We start from the raw sequence: 18964 nt of genomic DNA on the forward strand, positions 1-18964 counted from the left end.
AAGCTTTTAAAAACTTAAAGCTTATAAATCACATTCCTATCATGGATTATATCTTGGCTATTTTTAGTATTTTAAAATAGCCTTGTGCTTGAATATAGGACTTATAAAAATAATTATGTTATATCTAACAGCATAATAATATTGGAGTGTTTTGGCATGCTGGAGCTTTCTCAAATTTTAGCATTTGGACTAATTTGTTTGGCGATGGTACTCACTCCTGGTCCCAATATGATTTACCTTATTTCCCGCTCAATTTGCCAAGGGAAAACCGCTGGATTTATCTCTTTAGGTGGCGTAGCTGTAGGCTTTATCTTTTATATGCTTTGCGCATCTTTTGGTATTACGGCGTTAATTGTGGCCGTTCCTTATGCTTACGATACTATTCGTATTGCTGGTGCGATTTATTTACTCTGGCTTGCATGGAAAGCACTACGTCCAAATGCCGCTCCGATTTTCAATGTAAAAGATTTATCAGTAGATTCCCCTGCTAAACTTTTTTTAATGGGTTTTGCGACCAACCTGCTTAATCCGAAAATTGCCATTATGTATTTATCTTTACTGCCACAGTTTATTCACCCACAACAAGGCAGTATTTTGTGGCAATCAATTCAACTCGGTACGATTCAAATTTTTGTCAGCGTTTCAGTAAATGCGCTTATTGTACTTTCTGCGGGTAGCATTGCCCTTTTTCTACAACAAAAACCTCTTTGGGCAAATATACAACGCTGGCTCATGGGAACAGTATTAGCTGGACTCGCTGTTAAAATTCTTTTAGAAAATCGCCGATAACTCGACCGTCTTATTTCATCCCTTCTTAACACTCAATTGAACAGTGTATTACGACGATAAATTCAGTTCGTGATACACTTTTGCCTGTTTTAACTTTTTGAACTCTTTATATCGTTATGAGCCAAAAGCAGCCTTATACGCCCGGTGAATTTCAATGGTCCTTTTTATTGCCTAAATATTGGGGTGTTTGGATTGCTATTGTCTTTTTAATGCTTTTGGCTATTTTACCTTGGGCCATACAATGGCGTCTGGCGCATGGCGTCGCTCATCTGGCTTGGAAATATCTAAAATCACGCCGTAAAACCACTATTCGTAATTTAGAAGTCTGCTTTCCTGAATGGTCTGCCGATAAGGTTCAACAACAAGCTCAACAAGTTTTCGTCGATATGATGCTTGGGGTATTTGAAACCTTAAATGCATGGTACAGCCCACGCTGGTTTAAAAACCGAGTCACGATTGAAGGTTTAGAGCACATTACCAATGCCCAAGCTCAGGGCAAAGGTGTTTTATTACTAGGGACTCACAGCACGCTTCTTGATGCTGGCGGCTATGTTTGTGCTCAGTATTTTGAACCAGATGTTGTCTATCGACCTCAAAATAATCCATTGCTCGATATGCTCATTTATCGTTGCCGTGGCACGATTTATAAAGCACAAATCGACCATGATGATATGCGGGGTTTAATTCGTCACCTTAAAGATGGCGATGCAATTTGGTATAGCCCCGACCAAGACTTTGGACTTAAACAAGGTGTTATGGCACCGTTTTTTGGCGTACCTGCTGCCACAGTAACTGCACACCGCCGCTTATTAAAAATCTCAAAAGCAGTCGCCGTGCCTTTATATTTCTATCGCCATGGAGATATTAAGAACCCGAAATATCACGTTCTGATTGAACCTGCGGTCGACAATATGCCAAGTGAAGACGAAGTTGATGATGCAACACGCGTCAATAAAATTATTGAAAATCAACTTCGCATTGCACCGACTCAATATATGTGGTTCCACCGTCGATTTAAGACACGTCCTGAGGGATATAAAGAGATCTATTAAATAATCTTCTGTAATGACCGCACTGTAGTTATAAACATCTAAATAAACACCAGTATGTACTATCGTGCGAAGGCGACAAGGATGTCGCCTGTTGGACTAACGACACATCCATGATGTCGTAGTCCAACAAATGGTTTTGTTACTTTTGCCAAAACAAAAGTAAGGAGTAAACTCCACCTATTGAATGAATAAACCGTAAGACCCCGCTTTGCTACAACCTAAAGGCAAAAAACAATGAAAGTGATGCAACTTCTCCCAGAACTCAATAGCGGTGGCGTAGAACGCGGCACACTAGAAATTGCACGTGCGCTCGTTGCACAAGGCCACCAATCATTGGTTGTTTCAAACGGTGGTCGCTTGGTCTCACAGCTCGAAGCTGAAGGTTCTACTCACTTAACGCTACCCATTCATAAAAAGTCGCTTTCAAGCTTGTGGCAAATCCGTCCATTACGTCAGCTAATTGAACAGCATCAACCCGATATTGTTCATGTACGTTCACGTGTACCTGCTTGGCTGACTCACTTTGCTTTGAGAAAAATACATGCGAACAAACGCCCTCACCTCATTAGCACGGTGCATGGCTTTTATTCAGTCAATCGTTATAGTGCGATTATGACGCAAGCCGAAAAAGTGATTGCTGTTTCAGATAGTGTAGTTAAATACATCACTGACCATTATAAAAACTGCCCTCCCCAAGATATTGTTCGAATTTATCGAGGAATTGACCCAGCCGCGTTTCCACATAATTATCAGCCATCAGCACAATGGTTTAATCAAGTTTTTAATGACTTTCCTGAACTCGAAAATAAATTCTTACTATGCTTACCTGGCCGTATTACGCGTTTAAAAGGACATGAAAGCTTAATTGAATTGATGCAAAAACTAGGTGAACAATATCCTCAGCTACATGCGGTAGTTGTTGGTGGTGCCGATGCAAAAAAACAGGCCTATCTAAGCGAGTTGCAGAGTACCATTCAAAGCAAAGGACTCACAGATAAAATTACCTTTGTAGGTCATCGCTCAGATATTCGCGAATGGCTCGCTTTTAGTGACATTGTGCTCTCTCTATCCAATCAGGCAGAAACATTCGGTAGAACAGCATTAGAAGCGCTTTCAGTAGGTACTCCAGTCATTGGCTGGAATCGTGGAGGCGTAGCCGAGATTTTATCGAATATCTATACACAAGGTCTTGTTGAAGTAGGAAATGAAAAGGCTTTACTGGAAACAGTTAGACAGCATATTGAACAGCCTCAAGTCGTTGCCCCTGTTACCAGGTTTAGCTTGAAAGACATGTGTGATCAAACACTGGCTCTATATGAATCTGTACTGAAATAACCCCATAAAAAAACCCGCGATCAACGCGGGTTTTTATTACAACAATAAAAAGTCAGCTTTATTTAAGCGATGCTTCATAAGCTGCTGCTTTTTCATAGTCGTATTGTTTTTCCCATTTACTAATCACAAGTACTGCAAGTGCATTACCTACAACATTCAATGCGGTACGTGCCATATCCATGATACGGTCAACACCAGCAATAAATGCCAAGCCTTCTACAGGAATACCAACACTACCTAATGTTGCTAATAACACAACAAATGATACGCCAGGAACACCCGCAATACCTTTAGAAGTAATCATTAAAGTTACAACTAAAATCACCTGTTGGCTAATTGACATTTCAATACCGTAAAGCTGTGCAATAAAGATTGCCGCGATACTTTGGTAAAGCGTAGAACCGTCAAGATTAAATGAATAACCTGTTGGGATTACAAAACTAGAAATTGCTTTAGGCGCGCCATAAGCTTCCATCTTTTGCATAATACGCGGTAAAACTGTTTCAGAGCTTGCAGTTGAATATGCCAAAATTAATTCATCTTTCAAAATCTTAAACAAAGTAAAGATATTGATGCTGAACATTTTTGCAGTTAAACCAAGTACCACCAAAGCAAAGAACAAGATCGCGCCATATACCAACACGACTAACTTGCCTAAAGGGATAAGCGAAGCGAAACCGAAGTTTGCAACCGTTACTGCAATCAAACCAAACACACCCACTGGCGCATATTTCATGATGATGTGCGTTACACGGAACATTGTTTCCGATACAGCATGAAATACGTTTAATAATGGATCTTTAGTTGTTGCTGGTAATGAAGACAAACCAATACCAAATAACACAGCAAAGAAAATCACAGGTAACATTTCGCCATGCGCCATTGAACTAATAATGTTCGTTGGGATAAGCGATAATATTGTCTGCATAATGCCATGAGACTGTGACTGAACTTCTTCAGTTGTATGCTTATATTGAGAAATATCAGTTTGAACCAGTTGAGACATATCAATGCCTGAACCTGGATGGAAGATATTCGCTGCAACTAAGCCCACCAAAATAGCAATAGTGGTAATAATTTCAAAATAGAGAATGGTTTTAAAACCAAGTCGCCCTAAACTTTTCGTACTGCCAACACCTGCAATACCTAAAATCAAGGTAGAGAAAACGATTGGAATAACAATCATTTTAATCAGGCTAATGAAAATCTTACCAAGTGGCGTAAGAACATTAGTTACAATACTGTCTTTGATTTCAGGCTGATTATGTAAAACAGCCCCGACAACTATCCCTAGGATTAAAGCAATTAAAATTTGCCAAGCAAGGCTAAATTTAAAATTCTTCATAAGACAATCCTTATGCACCGCAAAGTATCAAATATGAGAGGGAGAAGACCACTAACTAAGAGTGAAACCTCAATATGTACAGTAATTTCCAAACAGAAATTTAAATGCACAAACAAATCACAACTCGCCGATCTGACGAGATAAACAACAATGCCTGTTGACGATCCAACATGTCAACGATCGGCACATTCTATTGAGATTTGCTAATTAAACAACCCCAATTTATCTCTAAACAGATGAAAACCCATATTTATTCATCAATAATCTATAAAAACAGAAACTTATCTGAAAAAAAAATTGTATCTATTTTCATTGAAAATGACTTAGATATACATGAGTGCTTACCTATCATTAGATAGATTTTAAAATTAAGATTAACTTAAAAATATTTCTTTTTTTACGATAAATTAAATATGGTATATATAAAATATTAACCCGAGTTCTGCGTCCTGCAAAACTCGGGTAAATGAGGTTGTGCTTTCAGGTTAATCGTTATTTTTATCGTTTCCGTTCCAACATCTAATCCGTGATGCTATTCCATATCAGCTTTGTGTATCCTTACGTGGGATTGTCCATTCCCGTTTCCGTGTGCCGATGAATGTAGAATAAGGTTTTTATCCCCCCCTGCCTATTCGCCCTAGACTCAAATCTTTGTACGATATTGCTTACATCAATTTTTATATTCTTTTTATTTATAAGGCTGTGCAATTTTATCAGTCACAATTTTTTCTTCTTTTTCAGCCTTTGCAATCCCTTCTTGTATGGCGCTTTGAGCCTCTTCTTCATCGGTTTGAGTTTGTTCTAACTCTTCTTGAATATGTTCAAATATTCGGCCAGTCTGCAAAACTACATATACAGGAAAATGATCAGATCCAATATGTGGTAAACGCTGCATTTTAACTAAACCAAAATCGGTACTATGAAAAATATGATCTAAAGACCAACGCAGCAATGGGTAATCTGCATGAAAAGTATTAATAAAATGTCGCCCAACTCGTGGATCAAGTAACCCACTAATCCGCTGGAACAAACGAGTAGTACGTGACCACGCTACATCGTTTAAATCTCCCATCACAATACAGCTTTCATCTAAGTCTTTAATCTGGTCGCCAACAATTAAAAGCTCTGCATCACGTAAAGTCGAATCTTTCGCCTCGGTTGGACTCGGTGGCTTCGGATGTAAACAATAGAGTTGAACTGGCATACCCGATCGTAAGGTCACAGTAGTATGAATAGATGGAATTTCATCACTTAAAATAAATTTAACTTCAGTATTCGATAGAGATAATCGACTATATAAATGCATGCCGTATAAATTATCTAAAGGCACGGGAACGCGATAAGGATAATCTTCTTCAATTTCTTTTAAAGCATTTTCCCAAGTCTTATCACTTTCCAATGTAAGTAACAAATCTGGTTTTAATGTCCTGATCTGTTCAAGCAATAAATGATATTTATCATTTGGGGTTAGAACATTCGATACAATTAATGAAATTTGCTTTTGTTGGTCTAACTGGGATGATTTGACCTGTTTAACCTGTTTTCTCCAGAGCAAGGTATAAGGCAAAACCATTTTAAGCTGATAGGCGATGGCCGCCATAAGCACAGCAAGCACTATTTCACGCCATAGATTCCATTCGCCAGGCCAAAACAGCATACCAACAAAGGCTAATAGACCAACAAATAGAATCTGCAAACGAGGAAAATCGGCGCCACGAAACCACCACTCATCACGAGGAATAAGTGACCAGAAACTTAACCAAATCACCAGACCAGCTAGAACTTCGACATAAATCATTGAATTTTCTCTTTTAAGATGATTTGGTTTTTAAATTTTTTGTCATCTTTATCAATTTTGTATGTAACATAAACAAGATATTCTACTCAATAAACATGGTGTTTTGTTTCTGTAACGCTTGCAGTTGTGGACACTTTTGATACACTCAACTCCCCCTAACAATTTTAACGCACCGAGGCAAAATGACATGAAAGTAGGTCTGGTCGGTTGGCGCGGGATGGTCGGTTCCGTCCTTATGCAACGTATGGTTGAAGAGAATGATTTTGCTCATATTGAGCCATTTTATTTCTCTACCAGTAATGCAGGTGGTGAAGCTCCTTCATTTGGTGGTAAGACTGCCCCAGCACTTATGGAAGCTACAGACATTAATAGTCTGAAGCAAATGGATGTCATTATTACCTGTCAAGGTGGTGACTATACGTCTGAAGTTTTCCCACAGTTAAAAGCGACTGGTTGGGATGGCTACTGGATTGATGCAGCCTCTACTTTACGTATGTCAGATGATGCGATCATCGTTCTTGACCCAGTAAACCTTAACGTCATTAAAGACGGCTTGGTTAACGGCACCAAAACTTTCGTAGGTGGTAACTGTACAGTATCGCTTATGTTGATGGGTGTAGGTTCACTTTTCCAAAACAATTTGGTGGAGTGGATGACTGCTATGACTTATCAAGCAGCATCAGGCGCTGGTGCACAAAACATGCGTGAGCTAATTACTGGTATGGGCTACTTATATAACAATACCAAAACATTGTTAGATGATCCTAAATCTGCAATTTTGGATATTGATCGTCAAGTTGCTGAGTTACAACGTGGCGAAGGTTTCCCATCTGCTAACTTTGGCGTGCCATTAGCTGGATCGTTGATTCCTTATATTGATAAACAGCTCGAAAGCGGTCAGTCAAAAGAAGAGTGGAAAGGTCAGGTTGAAACCAACAAGATCTTGGGTAATTCACAAATTGTTCCAATCGATGGCCACTGTGTCCGCATTGGCGCAATGCGTTGTCACTCTCAAGCACTGACAATCAAGTTGAAAAAAGATGTTCCGCTTGATGAAATCGAAGATATGATTCGTACTTCAAACCAATGGGCGAAAGTTGTACCAAACACTCGTGAAGCGTCTATGACTGACCTTACACCTGTGGCTGTAACTGGTACCTTAACTGTACCTGTTGGCCGTTTGCGCAAACTTAATATGGGTAAAGAATATTTAGGCGCATTCACAGTAGGTGATCAGTTACTTTGGGGTGCTGCTGAACCTTTACGTCGCATGTTACGTATCTTAGTAGAATACAAGAGCTCATAATTTGGTCTGAATTATTCAGTCAAAACGAAAAGCCGATCACATTAGATCGGCTTTTTCGTAACTAGTTTGTAAAAATTTTACAATTTATTTACATTTCATTATTGTATAATTTTGAACGACTTTACGACTTATTAGGTCATGGATTGAGATGACTGTTTATAACAAATTAAAAATTGCCATTTTCACCATTATGTCTTCGCCTTCTCTTTATGCGATTACATTAGACCCTATACAAATTCAGTCTGCGCCCGGGGATTTGTTATATGCAGAAATGAATTTCCAACAAGCTGACCCCAACGCTACATTACAAGTGAGTTTAGCGACTCCTGAAGATTTAAGCGCTTTGGGTGTAACTCATCAGCCTCCGGGAAATCTTAATTTTTATACACGTCAAAATGGTCAAGGTTCTGGGGTTATTGTGATTACCTCTTCCCGACCTGTTAATGATCCTGAACTTAATATTGTTGTGAAAATCAGTGAAGGTGCTGCAACGCGTTTACAGCATATTAAAACTGTAATTAAACCTTCTCCGATAAAAAAGACTGAAAATAACGAAAGTACTTTATCTCCTCAGTTTGTTGTTAATGAGAAGGATATTGCATTAAATCTGCCAGAAAGCACCCAATATGCTTCATCAACTTCGACCCCAACTACAACAAACTCTAATAGTGAACAAAATCTTAATATCAGCTCTGGCACTGCCTCTGCATTAAATACGAATTCAACACCCTCACTTAGTGAAAACGCTTCAGCTCTAGCAGCTCAACAAGTTGTAACAGGTACGGCGCCCGATCAGGCACAAACCAAACCCACTATCACTAAGTCAAATGCCCATACTTCGCCAAAGACAACCGTTAAAAATTTAGCAGGACAAAAGAAGCCTGTTCCATCCAAAAATATCAGTCAAAATACTGCAAAGAAACAAACCCTAAGTCCATCTAAAGGACCAGTAACTTCAGGTAAATATGTAGTACAACATAATGAATCTTTATGGAGCATTGCTAATCGTATTGCAGCGAAAACCAAACAGCCAGTTGCAAAGGTCATGAATGATATCCAAAAACAAAACCAGCATGCTTTTATTCAAGGTGATGTAAACCGTTTACGTCAGGGAATTTCTCTAAAACTTAGCCACACTCCTGTCGCTAAAACTCAGCAAAATAAATCAAAAACAGAAATAACACATACTGCAAAATCATCTTCTGGCCAAGCTAAATACCGATTGCAACAAGCAGAAATGAGTATCGTGGCTGAAAACAGCCAAAATTCTACACATGGAAGTGCTAAAAAGAGCACACAACAAAGTCAAAACAATACTGAGTTAGCAGTAAAAGTTATGACAAAAAGAGAAAAAAACGTTACATTACAAAGGAATGTAACCAAACTAAATCAAACTTTACGTTTAAAAGACCAGCGTATTCAACTTTTGAATGCACGCTTGGCAGAGTTACAACAGCAGTTAAAAGCACAGCAACAAACTCACAAACAAAAACATTAAGTTAAAATCAGAGTTAGCTTGCTTTATATTGCAAATATTTATTTTTTAAGGGGAAAGTAATGTTATATGTGATTCCGTTCATCATATTACTCGTGGTCGCTGTTATTTTTAAAAAACGCGAGAATAGCCAGAAACAAGAGGCCACTTCTCCTAAAACGGTAAACAAAAAAACCAATAAAAAAGCGAACTCTAAATCGAGTAAAAGCTCGCGTGAAAAAAGCAAAGTAAATGTAGTAGAAGACATTCTTCCACCTGTTCCACAAAGCACTCCTGTTCCAGAAGCTGTACGTCAAAAAATTCAACAGCTCATTCAAGAAAAGCAATATTCAGCTGCTGAAGCTCAAGTCAATCAGGCGTTAAAAAAAGACAATACTCAGCATGCGCTTTATTTACTGTTACTTGAAGTTCATATTGCACAGAAAGATGAGTTTGCTATAACACAACTGATTAGCCATATTCGTAGCTTGGCACTCAATGAAATAGCGACTCAAGCAGAAACTAGACAAAAAGAATATGAGTCATCAAGACAACCTGATGCTATTGATTTTCCTCAAGCTCAAACATATGAAGAACCCAAAAATACACCAGACACTACAGCTCAGTTTGACCAGTTAACAACAAGTTCTTCTGAAGCTTCTTTTGATGACTTGCAGAAAGACTATACACCTGTAAAACAAGAACCTGCTGTTGAAGTTAAACCTTTAGAATTTAACTTTTCACTCGAAAAAACTGCTGCTACAGAAACTACCAGCCAACCTATACATGAACCAGAAGTATCAACATCTCAGCAAGTATCCGAAGTATCGTCATCTCAAGAAACAAATGAGCTAGCTGATTTAGAGTTTTCTTTTGACTTGGCACCTCTTCATGAAACTGAGGAAAAAACTCAAGCACTAGAGGTAAAAGCAGATCAAGAGAACAGCGTCAATGCTTTAGATTTCAACCTTGACTTAAATCCTTCAAGTTCAGAGACCAAATCTGTTGAACAAGCTCCATCATTAGATGAACTTACACTCGTAGAACAAGTGCCATTAGAAGCAACTTCAATCGCCCCTCTTGAGTTTTCGATAGATGAGCCAGCGTTAGTTACAGCACCAGAGATTGAAACTCCAAACCATATAGATGTAGTCAATGAAGAGGCGACTCAAACTCAAATAGAGGATCCACTTCTAGATGCATTTCCAGAATTAAAACAGTTAGATGAAAATGAGCTCGACTTACAACTTGCAGAACAATACATCAAATTAGGTGCTTACCCAGCAGCACATGCCTTGTTGGCAAGTAATGAGCAAAAATTCAACACAGAGCAACAACAACGCGCGAAAAATCTACTAAATCGCATAGCTTCTTAAGGCCGATCGTTTTACCATAAGCAGTCAAAGATGACTGCTTTTGTGCCTGAAAAAGATGAAAAAAATTGCCTTATTTTATATGGGTGGTACTTTTGGCTGTGTAGGTGAACCTTTAGCGCCTATGCCATATGACCAATTCTTGCCTCAACTTGAAAAAGTTATACCACCCCACTTAACAGTTGACTGTTTTGCTGCCCCAAATATTGTAGATAGCAGCGCTTGTACAGCGCCCGATTGGCTAAGTCTTATTCAACGTATACAACAGCTCCAACTCGAAGGTTATCAGCACTTCGTCGTTATTCATGGTACAGATACTCTTAGTTATGCTGCTGCAACCCTAGCTCGCTTTTTAGGCCAAAGCTGTCATATTGTGATTACTGGTAGCCAATACCCGTTACTCAATATTAAAGGTGATAATACTCGTGAATTTACTGATGCAATTGAGAACTTATATCTTGCATTAGAACAAGTGATTGCCCTACCTGTAGGTGCGTATCTTGCATTCCATCATCAAGTATTCCATGCACAGACTGCATTAAAAACGGATACAACTGAACTCGATGCATTTTCAGGTTTAAGTAGTGAAGTTGAGTTTACGCCTCAGCAAAATGAATTGATCGTACAAGATGCTCAAATTGAAAAAGCTGCTTCATTCCAAATTTTAAACTGGATGATGCAACCGATTGCAACACAGCACTTGGTACAACAATTACGTCACTTACTCTCTGCCCCACCACACTTTTTGGTATTACAAGGCTTTGGTACAGGCAATATCGCAGTAAACCCTGAATTATTGGCAACCTTAGATGAACTGTATACTCATGGTTGTGTTCCAATCTTGGCGACACAGGTGACGTTTGGTGGGATTGATCAACGTTATGCGATTAGTGCTTGGGCCAAAACTGCAAAAATTGTCATTAATGATGCCCATAGTCACGCAGATCTCTATGCAAAAGCACTTCAAATCTATTTAAAATACTCAACCCCAGAACAATGGTTCAGCCATTGGAACGAAAATTTGCATTAAATAGAGGTAAAGCCATGCAACGTTATGCAGTCGGTATTGAATTTAGCGGAGTTCAATATCGAGGTTGGCAAACACAACAGCCAGGCGTTGCCAGCGTACAAGAAACGATTGAACGTGTGCTTAGCAAAGTCGCAAATGAACCTATAGCACTCCATGGTGCTGGTCGTACCGATGCAGGAGTACATGCGACAAATATGGTGGCACACTTCGATACTCATGCCATTCGTCCAGAGACAGGGTGGTTAAGAGGGGCAAATAGCCAATTACCTAAAGATATTTCCATCCAGTGGATTAAGCTGATGGATGAAAGTTTTCATGCCCGTTTTAAAGCGACTGCTCGACGTTACCGCTACATTATATATAACACGCCTCATCGCCCTGCACTCCTGCATAAACAGGTTACTCACGTTTACCAAAAGTTAGATGTGAAAAAGATGATTGAAGCTGCAAGTAAATTTGAAGGTACTCATAACTTTGAAAGCTTCCGCGCAGCAGCGTGCCAATCAAATCAGCCTGTTCGACATGTAACGCATTGCCGCTTATTTGAACATGGGCGATATTTGGTTTTAGATATTGAAGCAGATGGTTTTTTACACCATATGGTTCGCAACATTGTTGGATGCTTACTTGAAATTGGTCAAGGTATGTATGAAATTGATCATATCGATACAATGTTTGCTGCACAGGATCGTAAAGCGGCAGGAGTAACAGCCCCACCCGACGGTCTTTATTTTATTCAGTGTAATTATCCTGAGCAGTTTGATTTGCCACAGCCACCGCTTGGGCCACATTGGCTAAACTTACCTGAGTAAGTTAGCCCAATGCTGTATGTTTCTACCGGTGTTGTTTACGCTTACGGTACTCAACCGGTGTCTCATTCGTCCAACGCTTAAATGCGCGGTAGAACGTACTTGGCTCAGAGAAGCCAGTTAAATAAACAATACGCTCAACACTCTCATTGGTATTTGCCAAAAGTTTTTTAGCTAATCGACAGCGATAATCTGACAAGATTTGCTGAAAACTAGTATTGGCTTCACTTAGCTGAGTACGTAAGCGACGTGGAGTAATATTCAACTGAGCTGCAACCGTTTCTAAGGTTGTTTCTCCACTTTCCAACGTTGAACCAATTGCGCGACGAACTTCACCCACTAAATCATAACGAGCTAATTCCTGTAGTTTTTCAATCGCGAGCTGCTCATGCAACTGCAATAACTCAGGCTCTGCTTGCCAAAGCTGAAAATCTAGAATAGCTGGATCAAAATATAAACGTGTCTCTTTCTGACCTAAACTGACTGGGCAGCCATACACTCGGAAATATTCATCCTCAGAAGCACCTTCGCTAAAATTAAAATCGATGAAGATGGGATGAAATTGCCCTTCGGTAATAAATTTAAAAAATCTAAGGATGCCTGAAATTGCACATTCAGAGAAGTGACGATTAACAAGATTATCAGCACCGATCTGTTGACCATTGGTTAAATAGCAACGCCCTTCTTCAATGACTAGTTTCGCATCAAATGCGTCACTAATGAGTCGCTGATAAGCCAAGGCCCGTTTTAGCCCTTCACCAAAAGTTTCACTACTAATAAATAGATGTTCAATGACCTGACCACGGTACAAAGGCAAATGCTCGCCTAAATGCAAACCGATATCTGGATCTTTACTGACTTCCTGAGCGGCAGTCCAAAAGGCGTACTGTGCACTTAACGGTGTACGTGCATTTGTATCAACCTGATTTAAAGCAACTCCCGCTTTGGTTAATATTTCTTCTGTTGGCAAACCCGCACGACGAATCGCTTGATAGCCAAAGCGTAATACAACTGATGCATCTGTTAGCTGACCCACGCAGTGCCCTTCCATGTAGATACTTCATTGATATTTAGGGCTGTTGACCTTTACGCAATTAACAGTCCCTAATAACTATGATTTTAGATTAGCGTTGATTGACCAAACTGACAACAGAATTACTCTTCTTTTATGAAAAAAATTACATCTTTTTTTATTAGTCATACTTTAACCAGATGCTTTAGCAAAAGGATGTCTATCTTGTTTTTTTTAAATAAATTGACTATAATTTGCGCCTTTCCAATTTGATCATCAGGTAGGCTATGGCCAATAAAGAGGAACTCATTGAGTTCGAAGGCGTTGTCACCGAAACGCTTCCTAATACGATGTTCCGTGTACGTCTTGAAAACGGTCACGAAGTTATTGCACACATTTCTGGTAAAATGCGTAAACACTATATTCGTATTCTTACTGGCGACAGTGTAAAAGTCGAAATGACTCCATATGACCTCACTAAAGGTCGTATTACGTACCGTGCTCGCTAATTAGTGAATGCAAAAAAGCCACTTTATGATGTGGCTTTTTTATTGCGTTGTTTATTCACTTAAGCGACTGGTTTTACATCCCACCGTTTGGCATTCACGCAGTCTTTCTTGCAGCCAATGGTTTCTTTCTTGCGTTGTCTGTAAACGACATTGCACGTCTACGCTATTCCTATTTGAATCTGTACAATCTGCATCACGTTGACGTATCCACGCGAGTTGAGATTTTTTAAGAATATTTTTTTGCGCCGTATTTAATTTTACGCGCAATGCTTGATAGTTCTTGTTCAGATCTGCATCAGCACTCGCATAAATTTTATTTGTACAGTAAATATCATCGTAAGTATTTCGGGCACTATCGCAGTTATCTGCATAGACCGCACTCATTCCAAAGCTGCATAAAAAAGCAAAAACTATTTTTTTCATACTTTTCTTCCTTAGGTTTTCTATGAAATTATTATTAAAACGATTTGAATGTAATGATAAATCGCAAGACAAATTTACCTTCTATTTATCATAATCTTCCTTTTTTACTTTACAAGCATTCAAATCCAACCTATTGTTCTTTAATAATAAATATAATTTTTTTATTGAGATAGAATGAATACAACTACCCGATATCAAATTGGCCTACTTTGTTTAATCATAATGAATGTGAGCGGTTGTACTAGCCATCCACACCAATCTATAGATTTACAAGAATACTTAAAGGGCTTTCTAGGCAAATCATCGAACACCATTCGGCAAGATATCAATCTACGAAGTCTTGGTTTTCAAGTCGCAAATACTCCACAGAAAACATCCAATCAGCTCATCTATACGATTTTACGGCCATTAAACATTCCAATCCCGATGGTGACTAATGTCGACATGAGAGGTAATTCTGTCGCTATACAATCAGGTAATTTGGGTGGCAATTCTTACGATTTAAATTTCAACTGCAAAGTTATTTTTCAGCTGAAGAATGATATTGCCGAGTCTATTCAATATGAAGGTAAAGCCTGCTAAAACATATGCACAAAAAAACGCAGCGATTAGGCTGCGTTTTTTTAGTAAAGTAGCGATTAAGCAAGAGCAGCGACAACTGCCTCACCCATCTCAGCTGTACCAACTTTTGTCATACCTTCAGACATAATATCTGCTGTACGCAAGCCTTGATCAAGTACTTGACCTACAGCATCTTCAATTGCTTTTGCAGCAGCTTCTTCACGGAAAGTATAGCGAAGCATCATTGCAACAGAAAGAATCGTTGCTAATGGGTTAGCCACATTTTGACCCGCGATGTCAGGCGCCGAACCATGACAAGGCTCATACATACCTTTGCCATTTTCATCTAACGATGCAGATGGCAACATACCGATTGAACCTGTAAGCATTGCTGCTTCATCAGATAAAATATCGCCAAACAAGTTACCCGTTACGATCACGTCAAACTGTTTAGGCGCACGTACAAGTTGCATTGCAGCATTGTCGACATACATATGTGAAAGCTGAATGTTTGAATAACTTGCTTGCTGTAAATCAGTAACTGTTTGCTTCCAAAGTTCTGTAACTTCTAAAACGTTCGCTTTATCGACCGAACAAACCTTTCCACCACGTAACCCTGCAAGTTCAAAAGCCACTTTTGCAATGCGCTTAATTTCGCTTTCAGAATAAACATCTGTGTTATAGCCTTGTTTTTCGCCGTTTTCGAGTTCACGAATACCACGTGGCTGACCGAAATAGATACCACCTGTCAATTCACGAACAATTAAAATATCTAAGCCAGCAACAATTTCAGGTTTTAAGCTAGAAGCATCTGCTAATTGCGGATATAAAATTGCTGGGCGCAAGTTAGCAAACAAGTTAAGTTCACTACGAATTTTTAAAAGACCACGCTCAGGACGAATAGAGCGCTCAATCGCATCCCATTTTGGTCCGCCCACTGCCCCTAATAAAATTGCATCAGCTTTTTTTGCTTGTTCACTCGTTACAGCTGGATACGGTTCACCATGCGCATCAATTGCAGCACCGCCCAATAAGCCATGCTCCCAAGTTAACGATAAATTAAATTTTTCATTTACTGTATTTAATACTTTTTCTGCTGCCCCAACAATTTCAGGACCAATACCATCACCAGCTAAAATTAAAATCTGTTTAGACATGAACTTTTTCCATTTTCCAAAAACAAGCAGCGTTATATTTACCGCGGTGTTAGTTTTTTCTGTTCAAGGAACTCGCCTAGCCCTGTTGTTACATCAAATGGTCGACAAAAACGGCGAATTACACGCCCATCCTGATCTAAATCGACACATAATGGATCTGGTACAGAAACATTGAGCAAACTACCCGAACGGTTAGATTTGTCTCGGTACATTTTAAAAGTATAGCGATGGTTGGCATTAAACTGGTGAATCACATGAAATGTTTCTGCCCGATCTGGAGAAATCGGATAGAAACGGATCACCACTTCATATTGTTTAGCGGGCACAGATAAATATAAACTGTTGGTTTGACCAAGCACTGAACCATGCAATCTTACAATTCCTTGATGAATTGCCTGATTACTAATTCGTCGTGTTTGCGCATCCACTACAGTAATATCATTTAGTCGTTCAAATTCACAACTCTTCGCGCCCGAACAATATATTGCTGCATTCTGCCCCAAATTTTCTTGTTCAGCCTGCTTAATACGGACAGTATCCACTACATTGTACGTGCTCTGACAAGCACTGAGTGTTATTGCGCATAGGCTCAACAAAAAGCTATGAGTAACGTTCCTCTTCATTGTTCAAGCCCAATCCTCATCTAGTGCATAATTTTAAGGTGTTTTTATGCTTTAGCATGTTAGCAAGAGTTTGAACACTACGCCATGGCTATGTTTAAAATGTACCAAAAGGTTAATTTAACTCTTGGAATACCCAAGGACGAACTTGTTTAGTTTTTTCTTCATAAGCACGAATTGCATCGGCATTTTGAAGGGTTAAACCAATATCATCCAAGCCATTTAACAAGCAATGCTTGCGAAATGGGTCAACTTCAAATTTAAAAGCTTCACCTGTAGGTGTGCGAACTTCCTGAGCAGCTAAATCAATTGTTAATTGATATCCTTCATTTGCCGCACATTCTTTAAATAACTGATCAACAATTTCTTCTGACAAAATGACAGGTAACATGCCATTTTTAAAACAGTTATTAAAGAAAATATCAGCAAAGCTTGGCGCAATAACAGTACGGAAACCGTATTCATTTAATGCCCAAGGTGCATGCTCACGGCTTGAACCACAACCAAAGTTAGTACGAGCAATTAAAACATTTGCACCTTGATAACGTGGTTGGTTCAAAACGAAATCCGGATTTTTTGGGCGTACCGAGTTATCTTGTCCCGGATAGCCTTCATCTAAATAACGAAGTTCATCAAATAAATTATCGCCAAAACCAGTACGTTTGATCGATTTCAAAAACTGTTTTGGAATAATTAAATCTGTATCAACATTGGCACGATCTAATGGTGCAACGATACCTTGTTCAACTGTATAAGCTTTCATGGTTTGCTCCAGACCGAATTAAAATGAACGAACGTCAACAAAGTGACCTGCGATTGCAGCCGCTGCCGCCATTGCTGGGCTCACCAAGTGAGTACGACCACCATTACCTTGACGACCTTCAAAGTTACGATTAGACGTCGATGCACAGTGTTCACCCGGTTGTAACTTATCAGCATTCATTGCTAAACACATTGAACAACCCGGTTCACGCCATTCAAAACCAGCTTCCAAGAAGATTTTATCCAAGCCTTCTTTTTCTGCCTGTTGTTTAACTAAACCTGAACCCGGAACAATCATGGCTTGCTTAATGCTAGAGGCTACTTTACGACCTTTAACCACTTCAGCCGCAGCACGAATATCTTCAATACGAGAGTTAGTACAAGAACCGATAAAGACACGATCAAGTTGAATATCAGCTAATGCTTGACCTGCATTTAAGCCCATATATTGATAAGCACGTGTCCAGTCATTACGTTGAACGTCATCTTTCGCTTGTTCTAAAGTTGGTACAGCTTCTGTGACCGGAATAACCATCTCAGGTGAAGTTCCCCAAGACACTTGTGGCTCGATCTCTGCGCCATTTAATTCAACGATTGCATCAAACACTGCATCTTCATCTGAATGCAAAGTGTCCCAGTAAGCAACTGCTTGTTCCCATTGCTCGCCTTTTGGTGCGTAGCTACGGCCTTTCACGTATTCAACAGTTTTGTCATCAACTGCAACCATACCGACACGAGCACCAGCTTCAATCGCCATGTTACATACCGTCATACGCCCTTCGATCGACATATCACGGAAAACTTGACCACCGAATTCAATTGCATAGCCTGTACCACCAGCAGTACCAATTTTAGCAATGATTGCCAACACAACATCTTTTGGTGTTACGCCTTTGCCTAATACGCCATCTACACGTACTAACATGTTTTTAGATTTTTTCTGGATCAAACATTGTGTTGCTAACACATGTTCAACTTCAGATGTCCCAATACCATGCGCCAAACAACCGAAAGCACCGTGAGTAGCTGTATGTGAATCACCACATACGACTGTCATGCCCGGTAAAGTTAAGCCCTGTTCAGGTCCAACGACATGCACAATACCCTGACGGATATCATTAATGCTGAATTCAACAATATTAAAAGCTTTACAGTTGTCATCTAAGGTTTGAACTTGAATACGAGATGTATCATCTTCAATACCTGCGATACCTTGGTCACGTTCTTTTTTAGACGTTGGAACGTTATGGTCTGGTGTAGCAACGTTTGCACTTAAACGCCATGGTTGACGACCTGCAAGTTGCAAACCTTCAAATGCTTGTGGACTAGTCACTTCATGCAATAAATGACGGTCAATATAAAGTAAACATGAGCCATCATCACGCTGTGAAACAACGTGGTCATCCCACAATTTGTCATATAAAGTTTTGCCTGCCATGTCGTCTTGCTCCATTGGACTGGGTAATTCTAATCTTTCTTCGATTATAGCCAGAGTTTCACATAAATCTAATTTATCATTTTTATAAATTAGAAAACTTTTTGGAATAAATTATAATTCCTTTGAGGTATCGCAAATTTAATAAATCGTTTTTGTTAATGATTATCATTT

The 18964-nt window shown here is 39.3% G+C and carries 18 protein-coding genes; 10 read left to right on the forward strand and 8 right to left on the reverse strand.

Annotated features, from left to right (window positions below):
• Nucleotides 1-156: 156 nt before the first annotated feature.
• From AC1PJP_RS12040 to AC1PJP_RS12050, 3 genes are all read left to right on the forward strand, one after another.
• Nucleotides 157-789, forward strand: a complete 633-nt coding sequence (locus AC1PJP_RS12040; RefSeq protein WP_004794830.1) for a LysE family translocator — start codon at nucleotides 157-159, stop codon at nucleotides 787-789.
• A gap of 116 nt (nucleotides 790-905) precedes the next feature.
• Nucleotides 906-1841, forward strand: coding sequence for an LpxL/LpxP family acyltransferase (locus AC1PJP_RS12045; protein ID WP_479767027.1), 936 nt, complete (start codon nucleotides 906-908; stop codon nucleotides 1839-1841).
• Between the two features lie 234 nt (nucleotides 1842-2075).
• The gene (locus AC1PJP_RS12050) at nucleotides 2076-3176 is read left to right on the forward strand and encodes a glycosyltransferase family 4 protein (RefSeq protein WP_479767028.1); all 1101 of its coding nucleotides are present in this window, start codon (nucleotides 2076-2078) and stop codon (nucleotides 3174-3176) included.
• 58 nt (nucleotides 3177-3234) lie between these two features.
• On the opposite strand, the gene gltP is transcribed toward AC1PJP_RS12050, so the two are convergent.
• The gene (gene gltP / locus AC1PJP_RS12055; RefSeq protein ID WP_004794835.1) at nucleotides 3235-4521 is read right to left on the reverse strand and encodes a glutamate/aspartate:proton symporter GltP; all 1287 of its coding nucleotides are present in this window, start codon (nucleotides 4519-4521) and stop codon (nucleotides 3235-3237) included.
• Between the two features lie 688 nt (nucleotides 4522-5209).
• The gene (locus AC1PJP_RS12060) at nucleotides 5210-6319 is read right to left on the reverse strand and encodes an endonuclease/exonuclease/phosphatase family protein (protein WP_013199019.1); all 1110 of its coding nucleotides are present in this window, start codon (nucleotides 6317-6319) and stop codon (nucleotides 5210-5212) included.
• A 187-nt stretch (nucleotides 6320-6506) separates the two neighbouring features.
• On the opposite strand from AC1PJP_RS12060, the gene asd reads away from it, so the two are divergent.
• The 5 genes from asd to truA all read left to right on the forward strand — a co-directional run bounded on the left by asd (nucleotide 6507) and on the right by truA (nucleotide 12314).
• Nucleotides 6507-7625, forward strand: a complete 1119-nt coding sequence (gene asd, locus AC1PJP_RS12065; protein WP_004794839.1) for an aspartate-semialdehyde dehydrogenase — start codon at nucleotides 6507-6509, stop codon at nucleotides 7623-7625.
• Between the two features lie 148 nt (nucleotides 7626-7773).
• Nucleotides 7774-9123, forward strand: coding sequence for a type IV pilus assembly protein FimV (locus AC1PJP_RS12070; RefSeq protein WP_479767029.1), 1350 nt, complete (start codon nucleotides 7774-7776; stop codon nucleotides 9121-9123).
• 59 nt (nucleotides 9124-9182) lie between these two features.
• Nucleotides 9183-10475 carry a hypothetical protein gene (locus AC1PJP_RS12075; protein ID WP_479767030.1) on the forward strand — a complete coding sequence of 431 codons (1293 nt, stop codon included), beginning with the start codon at nucleotides 9183-9185 and terminating at the stop codon, nucleotides 10473-10475.
• Between the two features lie 55 nt (nucleotides 10476-10530).
• Nucleotides 10531-11502 carry an asparaginase gene (locus AC1PJP_RS12080; RefSeq protein ID WP_479767031.1) on the forward strand — a complete coding sequence of 324 codons (972 nt, stop codon included), beginning with the start codon at nucleotides 10531-10533 and terminating at the stop codon, nucleotides 11500-11502.
• 14 nt (nucleotides 11503-11516) lie between these two features.
• A complete protein-coding gene (truA, locus tag AC1PJP_RS12085; RefSeq protein ID WP_416662528.1) occupies nucleotides 11517-12314 on the forward strand; it encodes a tRNA pseudouridine(38-40) synthase TruA in 798 nt (265 codons plus the stop codon).
• A gap of 22 nt (nucleotides 12315-12336) precedes the next feature.
• Here the strand turns inward: truA and AC1PJP_RS12090 are convergent, their stop codons facing one another.
• Nucleotides 12337-13347 (reverse strand): AraC family transcriptional regulator, encoded by a 1011-nt coding sequence (locus AC1PJP_RS12090; RefSeq protein ID WP_005302061.1) that lies wholly within the window; start codon nucleotides 13345-13347, stop codon nucleotides 12337-12339.
• Between the two features lie 263 nt (nucleotides 13348-13610).
• Between AC1PJP_RS12090 and infA the strand changes: the two genes are divergently transcribed.
• Nucleotides 13611-13832 carry a translation initiation factor IF-1 gene (gene infA, locus AC1PJP_RS12095; RefSeq protein ID WP_001284370.1) on the forward strand — a complete coding sequence of 74 codons (222 nt, stop codon included), beginning with the start codon at nucleotides 13611-13613 and terminating at the stop codon, nucleotides 13830-13832.
• 51 nt (nucleotides 13833-13883) lie between these two features.
• Here the strand turns inward: infA and AC1PJP_RS12100 are convergent, their stop codons facing one another.
• On the reverse strand, nucleotides 13884-14255 hold the full coding sequence (locus AC1PJP_RS12100; protein WP_151766744.1) for a lysozyme inhibitor LprI family protein: 372 nt from the start codon (nucleotides 14253-14255) through the stop codon (nucleotides 13884-13886).
• Between the two features lie 174 nt (nucleotides 14256-14429).
• On the opposite strand from AC1PJP_RS12100, the gene AC1PJP_RS12105 reads away from it, so the two are divergent.
• Nucleotides 14430-14837 (forward strand): hypothetical protein, encoded by a 408-nt coding sequence (locus tag AC1PJP_RS12105; RefSeq protein WP_416716334.1) that lies wholly within the window; start codon nucleotides 14430-14432, stop codon nucleotides 14835-14837.
• A 56-nt stretch (nucleotides 14838-14893) separates the two neighbouring features.
• Here the strand turns inward: AC1PJP_RS12105 and leuB are convergent, their stop codons facing one another.
• From leuB to leuC, 4 genes are all read right to left on the reverse strand, one after another.
• Nucleotides 14894-15973: a 3-isopropylmalate dehydrogenase gene (gene leuB, locus AC1PJP_RS12110; protein ID WP_004640985.1), complete on the reverse strand. Its 1080-nt coding sequence runs from the start codon at nucleotides 15971-15973 to the stop codon at nucleotides 14894-14896.
• A 38-nt stretch (nucleotides 15974-16011) separates the two neighbouring features.
• On the reverse strand, nucleotides 16012-16596 hold the full coding sequence (locus AC1PJP_RS12115) for a hypothetical protein (protein WP_005302052.1): 585 nt from the start codon (nucleotides 16594-16596) through the stop codon (nucleotides 16012-16014).
• Between the two features lie 112 nt (nucleotides 16597-16708).
• A complete protein-coding gene (gene leuD / locus AC1PJP_RS12120) occupies nucleotides 16709-17356 on the reverse strand; it encodes a 3-isopropylmalate dehydratase small subunit (protein ID WP_003654711.1) in 648 nt (215 codons plus the stop codon).
• Nucleotides 17357-17374: 18 nt separating this feature from the next.
• Nucleotides 17375-18793 (reverse strand): 3-isopropylmalate dehydratase large subunit, encoded by a 1419-nt coding sequence (gene leuC / locus AC1PJP_RS12125; RefSeq protein ID WP_198307510.1) that lies wholly within the window; start codon nucleotides 18791-18793, stop codon nucleotides 17375-17377.
• Nucleotides 18794-18964: the final 171 nt, after the last annotated feature.

The organism is Acinetobacter sp. V116_7 (assembly GCF_056735735.1).